Below are 7,819 nucleotides of genomic sequence, written 5' to 3'. Positions count from 1 at the left end.
AAAATCTTTCATCTTTTTACTAATTTTTAGCTTGACATATTACCGCTGGACTACTCATTACCAATAACATAATTATTACAATCATTCATTTTTACTAATCGATATCAGTACAAATCATTTTAATAATAAAAGTAATCATTAGGTTCTAATCTAGTGGCCTTTGTCGTTATTTTAGCATTCTTTTGAGCATTTATAGATAAATTTTTCCATAGTTCAAAATGTAAATGTGCTCCAGACGAATTTCCAATATTTCCTATTTTGCCAATCATTTCTCCAGCAGAAACACGCCTATTGCCTATAGCATAATTTTGTCTGTTTCTACATTTCGTATAAGTAGATCCTTTATTGTTTTCGCTCTTATATTTCATCGAAAAGCCATTGAATTCAGATAAATGAGCATATACAGCACTCATTCCATCATCACCAATCAAATATGCTACATTACCATAACTTACTGTGGTTTGTGTTTTATCATCAAAATCTCCAATAATTTGTACATAATATACTGTGCCACTAGTTATTGCATAGACTGGAACACCTTCTTTGCCATTATCACAACATTTGGTAGTATGGTCATGATTTTTGTTCTTATTACTAGAATCTGCATTAAAAAATTTATGCTTAGAACCCATAGGATAATTGTACCCGGACGAAGCAATATTTGCATTAAGTGAAGCATTGTTATTACTAATAGTATTGCTAGCAGTTTCAGCAAAAGAAGCTCTCGTTATTATATTTTTCCTTACCCATCTATGTTTCGTACCGCCTTTAGAAAGCGGATATTCTACAAAATAAGCGTTGCCTTCCTCGCCGTAAACTGTTACCGCATCGCCTTTGCCTACCCATTCTATTCTTTGTGTGCGCGATAATCCAGAATTTAAATAAGCTGTTGCACGTACAGTTGCAATACCTTTCCAAGACGCATAATTACTATTTTGCGGAGGAGTTACGTTATTATCATTGCTGTTCAAATAATTATTGATAACAGGATTGGAATTTATAGTCGATGACGGAACTACCCTACCGCTAGTATTATTGTTGCTAGACGAAGAATTATTTTGCTTATTGATGCTGCTATCCGGAACCCAACCCATCTTGTATCCTTGTCCATTGCTTAAACGGTAAATAATCTGCGTTCTTCCGTTTGCTTCGCCTACGACTACCACTTTTTCATTATTAAATACTGTGCCAATGGTATTAGATGAATTGGGGTTTCGATATACTGTTTGTCTACCTTTCATGCTAGTCTCATAATTAGCAAAACCAATATTAGGCAGCACGTCGCTCATTCTAAACCAGCGCGTTACCGGTTTGCCTTTACTATTAGGGTATGTGCCATATGCCCAATCCCCCTGATACCGCTGAATCGTAACTAAATCCCTTTCTGCATCAATCCAATAACTATTCGATGTACTGCCAGGGCTATTACCGCAGTATACGCGTTTAGCTACGTATGTTTTTAACGGTAATTTTCCTGTGTCAATCGCCGCTTCCGCTGTAAAACTTGCAGCCAATGCCATTACTAGAGTTAATACGCTAAATAGCGCTTTCCACTTTTTCATTGCTTCACCCTCCATAAATTCATATTTTTATTTTCGGTTCATTAAAAAGCTTCAACATAAGATCGTCCACCGCTGCATAAGCCGCCTTTTGAATAGCGTTATGCACGCTATCCTGAGTCACATTAACTGTCCCTATTTTGATAACATTAACATTCATCAAGGAAGACCCGGCGACTACTTTTACAAAACTGCTTTTAGATTTACCATCCCCCTTCGCTATCATAATAATATTGCCCGTATTCACGTCCATCATCCTAGCCATGATATGCGCCTTAACGGTACAAATATTGACTCCGCCGCCGATATGACCTAATATGCTGGTACCGGTATCGCTAACGCTTACATTAGTAACATTGCCATAAATCAAATATTTGGCGTTAAGTAGTTCTCCTATTCTTTTAGCCGTATCGGGATCTATCAAGCCTACTATATTCAAGCCTTCGTTCTTAGCGCTGTTCAGGGCAAATTCTTTTTCCATAACATTAAAACAATTGCGGTTGACCAATCTGGTAATTATATAATCGCAAGACGTATGTTCCGCATTGTTAATATTGATTTCAGCAGTAGTCGCTCCTGGACGAGTGCCAAAATCCATAACGGCAACAGTTGCGTTTCTGTCTACCGAAGCTGCCGAAGCAACAACATGCACCCCCAACAATAAAGCGCTTAGTATATAAGGAATTATTTTCATATTCTCTTCCTTATTTTAAGAACAGCTTGCCAGCGTCTAAATCGCTAATCAAAGCGTCGGCAATTAGTTGAGAGGTTGCTTCCATAGCTTTATAATACATATCGTTATTTAATTTATCGCTGCCAATTTTAATGAAGCCAACATTAACCTGCTTTTGCGTATCGGAGCCAGTTACGCATTTATGCCATACAACTTCCCCCGTTGCGGCCTTTATAAGCCTTAAATCAGCTTGAACGCCTACGCCGGTCTTTTTTACGGACACATTACTTGCCAGCATCCCCACCGGTCCCAGCAAATTAGCCGCGCCGGAAGCGCCCATTACGGACATAGCGGTATTAGCGCCTTGAGCGATATTAGCAATTTTATTATCCAGCCAGTTCCCCGTTCCTAAATTGATAATTGTTCCCTGAATTAAATAGTCTGCCTTATTAGCCAATCCTATACTGGCAATAATACCAGGCGATACAAATTGTCCTACCGTCGCAGCCGCTATGGTTTGAGCTTTATTCTCGTTAAAGCCAGCTCCTTCAAACAGTACGCTGTAATTGCCATAATTCATAGCCCAACGAGCGTTGGCAAATTCCTGTGCGCGTTCGTCATATAATCTTTTTTCTAAATTTTCATCGATGACCTTAGTTTCTTTAAAATTAAATTTACCGCTCGTCAACAACTTTTCCATAACCAAGTCGGACAACGTACCGGTAGATTCAATTCTGTCGAAACGTGTATCGTCGGTAAATTTCATAAATACGCAAGAAGGAGTATCATTCGCCAACACTGTACTTGCTTGCATACCTCCGCATATCAGCAAAGCAGACAATAGAGCCGTTATCTTGTTCATTTTCATCCCCCGCTTTTATTTTTTCTTAGCTTTAACCTTTACTCCCGCCGGTAATTCTAAATATGCTTTATCAGGAGTCGGCGAAAATTCATTAATCTTAATAATGGTCTTATTGCCTTCCATAACGCCTGCGCTATTTGTCCAATATTGCACCGCCGCTATTTTCACCAAATTATATCCATTAAAATAATATCTTACCGCTTCGAACATATCTTTCTCGTCCGATTTATAGTCTTCATAATTCAAGCCGTTATCCAGCCAGCCTGCACCAATATATCTGAAGCTCGGCATATCGGCACTTTTCCCATCGTCAGGCAATAAAGCGTTTAAATATCTCGACATACGGCTGCTGCCATATGTCGCTCCCTGCATAGCGTTAGCAATATAGTTTCTATCAACAGCTGCGACGCTTCCCTTTTTATTGCCATAAACCTCTTGCTTTTTTCCGTCGTTATATTTTACAAAGAGAAATACGTCCGAGCCTTTTTGTAACCTGCATTGAGTAAATGCGCCAGATGCAATTTCCTCATAGCTGTCAACGCCGTCTGCCACAGCTACGCTTTCGGTTTGCTTATTCGTCAAAAATACCGATTGACTTCTATCCATATCGTTTTTACCATAAAACTGGATTTTATCTTTATTAGTAATTCGCGGCTCCGGCGTAATGTCGACATATTTTATAGTGTATGTTTTTTTCATCAGCAAGTTACGATATGTATCCGAGTTTCTTGCCTCCGCGTTTTCAGCCGCCAGCATAAAGCCAACCCCCATTGCTACGGAGAACAGCAATGTTGAAAATTTATTGAAATTCATATATAATCTCCCCCATCAATATTCTTCCACCAATACCGGTTTATCTAGTAAATCGTTCATATCGCCAATACCAGCGGCATACACTTTACAGCCTTCAGGAATTTTAAGAATATTTTCCGGCAGCTCCTGCGTAATCTTTTTTATCTCTATGCTTTGTACTGCTTGCTCTCCAGCAGTATCGTCGTACATAAAAGTCTTAATATATTTCAGTTCCCCATTGGCATAATAGAAATAATAGTTTTTTCCAAACAGCACCTTACCCGTGCGGCTCGTTACGCTAGAGGAATATTTATCGTATACAAATTCTTTTTTCTCAATAGAAGCGTTGCCGCTTTCCACAAAATGCGGTGCAGCAGAACCCGCAAGACTCTCGCTAAACATATCGTTAGGCGCAAAAATAGCTAATTCTTCTGGCAGCGCTAATTTTTGTTTAACCGTGCCCCAACTTTCCATGGGGTCTAAATTAGGGTCGTTAAGCTGATTCCAGATAGCCATTGTAGCTTTCTTCTTAGTTTCGAACTGATAAAATTTTCCTGCTTCATAATATGCCGTAGGTATTTTATTTTCATTTTTTATAAACAAAGCGCCTAAAGCCAAAAATGGATTTATCATAGCCAAGCCCATACTGGCGAACATATTGCCGTTAGATTTGTAGACCGTATAATCCATTCTTTTATTATCCTGGACAGCTAAAATTTTCTTAGCGTAATCCATTTCATACTCAACATAAAAGGTACCGGACTGCAAAATATTTTTATATTTTTCAGCTTCCGGTTGCTCGGCAAAAGCGTTGGCAGCAATGCTGCTTAACGCCAAAGTCAACGCAATAATTTTATTTTTCACATTAACCCCTCCAATTAAAATCCTGTTTTTATTTTTAATTTTTTACCGCCATTAAGCACTGTCATAATGCCGGTATTGCCATAAATTGCATCTCGAACAGCTTTACTTATAGCGTTCCTTACCTGAATATCAGATACTTCTACCGTACCGATAGTAACCACATAATCCTCAGTTTCGCGTTCATAATAAATGCTTTTATTAGTAGACTGTACGCGGTTTTGATTATTAGCTTGATTTATGGTCTCGTCGATATCCTCCGAGCTATTTCGAGAACTTTCCATAGAATCAACAAATTCACTTTCGTCTACATTATTGACACTCTCGCTAGTTACACTAGAATAATCTTTTGATTTTACATTGGTCGAAGACGTGTTTTTCGAATCGGTTTTAGTAGTTTCATTTACAGAAGTTATGTCGTTCTGCAACGTATCATTTTTACTATTAGAAGACGTATTTTCTTCCGTATACGGTGTCAGCTTTAAATCAGATTGTTCTCCTCCCATATCCATCAATTCGCTGTTGGAAACTTTACCGCTAGTATTTTCAGAAATAACCGTTTGCCCTTTACTCGTCGTAACTTCATCTCTTACCGAAGTGCTGCTGTTCGTTCCATTTTCCTGCGTACTGCTTTCATTTGCGTTTTCAGTTACGCTCGCAGAAGCAGAAACATCTTTCTTAGTATTATATTTTTCGTCGACTTTTCTAGAATCAGAACTGCTATTGCTCGTTTTTCTGTTTTTAGTATATTCGTCAATAACGTCAGTAGTTATCGTGTCTGAAATGTCTTCCGTTTCAATTTTTCTATTACGATATTTTCTAAAGCTTAATTCTGTATGTGTGCTGGTAGAACTGCCTTTTCCTAATCCAGCCGCCACAATGCGCCCTGTTTCAATATCCACAATCCGCACGGCAACATTAGCTGTAACAACATGCTGGGCGTTAGCTAATCCTCCCTTCCCGCCATGCTGATAGCCAAAAACATTCTCTTTCGTAGTTAAACCTGTTACATTGCCAATAACCATAAACTCTGCTCCGGCAAACTTACCCATAGCAACAGCAGTAGCAGGGTCCACTAAACCGGACATATTAACGCTGTGCATTTTAGCAATAGTGCTTAACTGTTCATAATCAACCAAATCAAACCAGCCGCAATTAGACAATTGAAAAATCGCGTACTCTGAAGCGGAGCTAAAATCATGTTCTCGCAAGCCACTGCTAGTAATGGCTTTGTTTCCAAAATTCATTACTGCCACACGAGGATAATCTTTTATATTTGCCGCAATCGATACTTGAGTAAAAAAGCATAATGTCGTAACCATTAAGAATTTGAAAAGCTTATTCATGTCAATTCCTCCCAAAACAATTATGTTATTGATAATTCAACAGTATTAGCAGTAGATTTTTCCATAAAAATATTTAGTTTGCTGTTTTCCTTTAATACTCTGTAAATGTATTGGGGTCTTAAATCGCTATCTATTTCAATGACAGCTTTACCGTCAGTATACCCTTTCAAATTAACAGATTTTACACCCGCTACATTTCTGAGTTCTTTATCAAAGCGTAGAACATCATCATATGTATCTGCTCTAACTATAAATTGCAAAGTTTGGGATATATTAGAAGCTTTTTGTGCAAATATCTTTCTCAAATTTTCAGCGGCCTTAATGCCTACGTCTTTAATCACTTGATTTTCTACGCTGTTCTGAGAGTTTTTTATAGCATCTGCTTCCGCGTGAAATTCGCCTATTACTTCTTGCGTATCTGTTTTTATAACTTTAATATCTATTTCTGCTAAAGAACGTACTAAACCGGTTTCAACACTTCTATCATATTCTCCCTCTTGTGTATAACTACTATAGCTAGGTAAAATAACGTCTTTTGTTTCAATGTCCAACAAGCCTAAAACCATATAGTCTGTAATATTATTTTTGTAATCTATAATACCGTTTTCATTACGCACATTACTGGAATCCAAAACATGATTAAATCCCAAGGAAATAAGCTTACTATTCATAGAAGCTTCGCAGAGCATTGGATATTTTTCTTTTTGGTCGTTATACCCATAATTATTATGATAACCCACAACTACAGCAATTCTCGGATCGTTAAGCAGCATAATCATATTCAATCTATCTAAAAGCTGCGAATCAGGATTCGTATCCACGTCTATCTGCGCAGTTACCCTATAGCCATAGCTATCCTGCGCTTCGCTCAATACCTTGATATTTTTCACAAATCCTTGGGATTTCGCGTAAATTTCATCTAACGCCACTACGGATTTGCTTACCAAAGTGCGCGAATCAAGAAAAGTTCCGACGACATTTTCTACCGCGTTGCGCATAGCGTCGCGCACCGCGCTGTCCTTATCAACGCCTACGCCGTCCACCGTAGTTACTTGTGCCAAGGCAGTATTGCACATTAATAACGCGCCCGCGCACAAACCAACCCATTTTTTCATTTTCCCGCTCCCTCGCCAATCGTATTATTAATCAAATTATTCCATAACAACAAGCGTCTCTTGCGTAAATTATTAAAAGCGTTTTCGTTCGTTCTACGCCTTACAACATTTCAAACATAAGCAGACGCAATTTATGGCACTGTACGTTTTACATTATACAACTTTTAAAAGCGTATATCAACCAACTCTACAACTTTTTATAACTTATTTTTCACAACAAATATCATATAATTAGTATGGAGAGAATATGGAGGAACCCATCATGTATGAAGATTTTGTAGCTAACAGGATCATGCAGCTACGGCAGGAGAAAAAAGTTTCCGCTCGCGAAATGAGCCTGGCGATAGGACAAAACGTCAACTACATCAACCGCATCGAAAACAAACTCAACCTGCCGTCGCTTCAAGGGCTGTTTTACATCTGCGAATACTTCAATATAACTCCTCAGGAATTTTTTGAAGGAACCAACGCTTCGCACCCTTCAGTCCTGTTGCTGCACGAAGCGACACAAGTTCTGTCCATGCTCGACAAAGAACAGTTATCGCTAGTCATTGCAGTAGCCAAAGCTTTACAAAACAAAAAATAACCAACCGACGCTAGTTTAAAACTAA

8 protein-coding genes are annotated in these 7,819 nt (G+C 38.4%); 1 reads left to right on the top strand and 7 read right to left on the bottom strand.

What is annotated here, in order from left to right:
• Positions 1 to 119 precede the first annotated feature (119 nt).
• The 7 genes from Q4E64_RS05935 to Q4E64_RS05905 all read right to left on the bottom strand — a co-directional run bounded on the left by Q4E64_RS05935 (position 120) and on the right by Q4E64_RS05905 (position 7,208).
• Positions 120 to 1,562, bottom strand: coding sequence for a M23 family metallopeptidase (locus Q4E64_RS05935; protein ID WP_303166829.1), 1,443 nt, complete (start codon positions 1,560 to 1,562; stop codon positions 120 to 122).
• 19 nt (positions 1,563 to 1,581) lie between these two features.
• On the bottom strand, positions 1,582 to 2,253 hold the full coding sequence (locus Q4E64_RS05930) for a CsgG/HfaB family protein (RefSeq protein ID WP_303166828.1): 672 nt from the start codon (positions 2,251 to 2,253) through the stop codon (positions 1,582 to 1,584).
• Between the two features lie 10 nt (positions 2,254 to 2,263).
• Entirely contained in the window at positions 2,264 to 2,998 is a 735-nt protein-coding gene (locus Q4E64_RS05925; protein ID WP_303166827.1) for a hypothetical protein, read from the bottom strand.
• A 111-nt stretch (positions 2,999 to 3,109) separates the two neighbouring features.
• On the bottom strand, positions 3,110 to 3,907 hold the full coding sequence (locus Q4E64_RS05920; RefSeq protein WP_303166826.1) for a hypothetical protein: 798 nt from the start codon (positions 3,905 to 3,907) through the stop codon (positions 3,110 to 3,112).
• A gap of 15 nt (positions 3,908 to 3,922) precedes the next feature.
• On the bottom strand, positions 3,923 to 4,750 hold the full coding sequence (locus Q4E64_RS05915; protein ID WP_303166825.1) for a hypothetical protein: 828 nt from the start codon (positions 4,748 to 4,750) through the stop codon (positions 3,923 to 3,925).
• A 14-nt stretch (positions 4,751 to 4,764) separates the two neighbouring features.
• A complete protein-coding gene (locus tag Q4E64_RS05910; RefSeq protein ID WP_303166824.1) occupies positions 4,765 to 6,093 on the bottom strand; it encodes a CsgG/HfaB family protein in 1,329 nt (442 codons plus the stop codon).
• Positions 6,094 to 6,113: 20 nt separating this feature from the next.
• A complete protein-coding gene (locus tag Q4E64_RS05905; protein ID WP_303166823.1) occupies positions 6,114 to 7,208 on the bottom strand; it encodes a hypothetical protein in 1,095 nt (364 codons plus the stop codon).
• 262 nt (positions 7,209 to 7,470) lie between these two features.
• On the opposite strand from Q4E64_RS05905, the gene Q4E64_RS05900 reads away from it, so the two are divergent.
• On the top strand, positions 7,471 to 7,794 hold the full coding sequence (locus tag Q4E64_RS05900) for a helix-turn-helix domain-containing protein (RefSeq protein WP_303166822.1): 324 nt from the start codon (positions 7,471 to 7,473) through the stop codon (positions 7,792 to 7,794).
• The last annotated feature ends 25 nt before the right edge of the window (positions 7,795 to 7,819 follow it).

It is taken from the genome of Phascolarctobacterium sp. (assembly GCF_030531065.1).
Lineage (GTDB): Bacteria > Bacillota > Negativicutes > Acidaminococcales > Acidaminococcaceae > Phascolarctobacterium_A.
Note: the sequence above shows the minus strand (reverse complement) of the source record. Positions and strands in the feature narration are given on the sequence as shown.

Bases quoted from the DNA above. Each gene is read 5' to 3' on its own strand.
- Q4E64_RS05935 (WP_303166829.1), bottom strand. From the start codon at position 1,562: ATGAAAAAGTGGAAAGCGCTATTTAGCGTATTAACTCTAGTAATGGCA.
- Q4E64_RS05925 (WP_303166827.1), bottom strand. From the start codon at position 2,998: ATGAAATTTACCGACGATACACGTTTCGACAGAATTGAATCTACCGGT.
- Q4E64_RS05905 (WP_303166823.1), bottom strand. From the start codon at position 7,208: ATGAAAAAATGGGTTGGTTTGTGCGCGGGCGCGTTATTAATGTGCAAT.
- Q4E64_RS05920 (WP_303166826.1), bottom strand. From the start codon at position 3,907: ATGAATTTCAATAAATTTTCAACATTGCTGTTCTCCGTAGCAATGGGG.
- Q4E64_RS05930 (WP_303166828.1), bottom strand. From the start codon at position 2,253: ATGAAAATAATTCCTTATATACTAAGCGCTTTATTGTTGGGGGTGCAT.
- Q4E64_RS05900 (WP_303166822.1), top strand. From the start codon at position 7,471: ATGTATGAAGATTTTGTAGCTAACAGGATCATGCAGCTACGGCAGGAG.
- Q4E64_RS05910 (WP_303166824.1), bottom strand. From the start codon at position 6,093: ATGAATAAGCTTTTCAAATTCTTAATGGTTACGACATTATGCTTTTTT.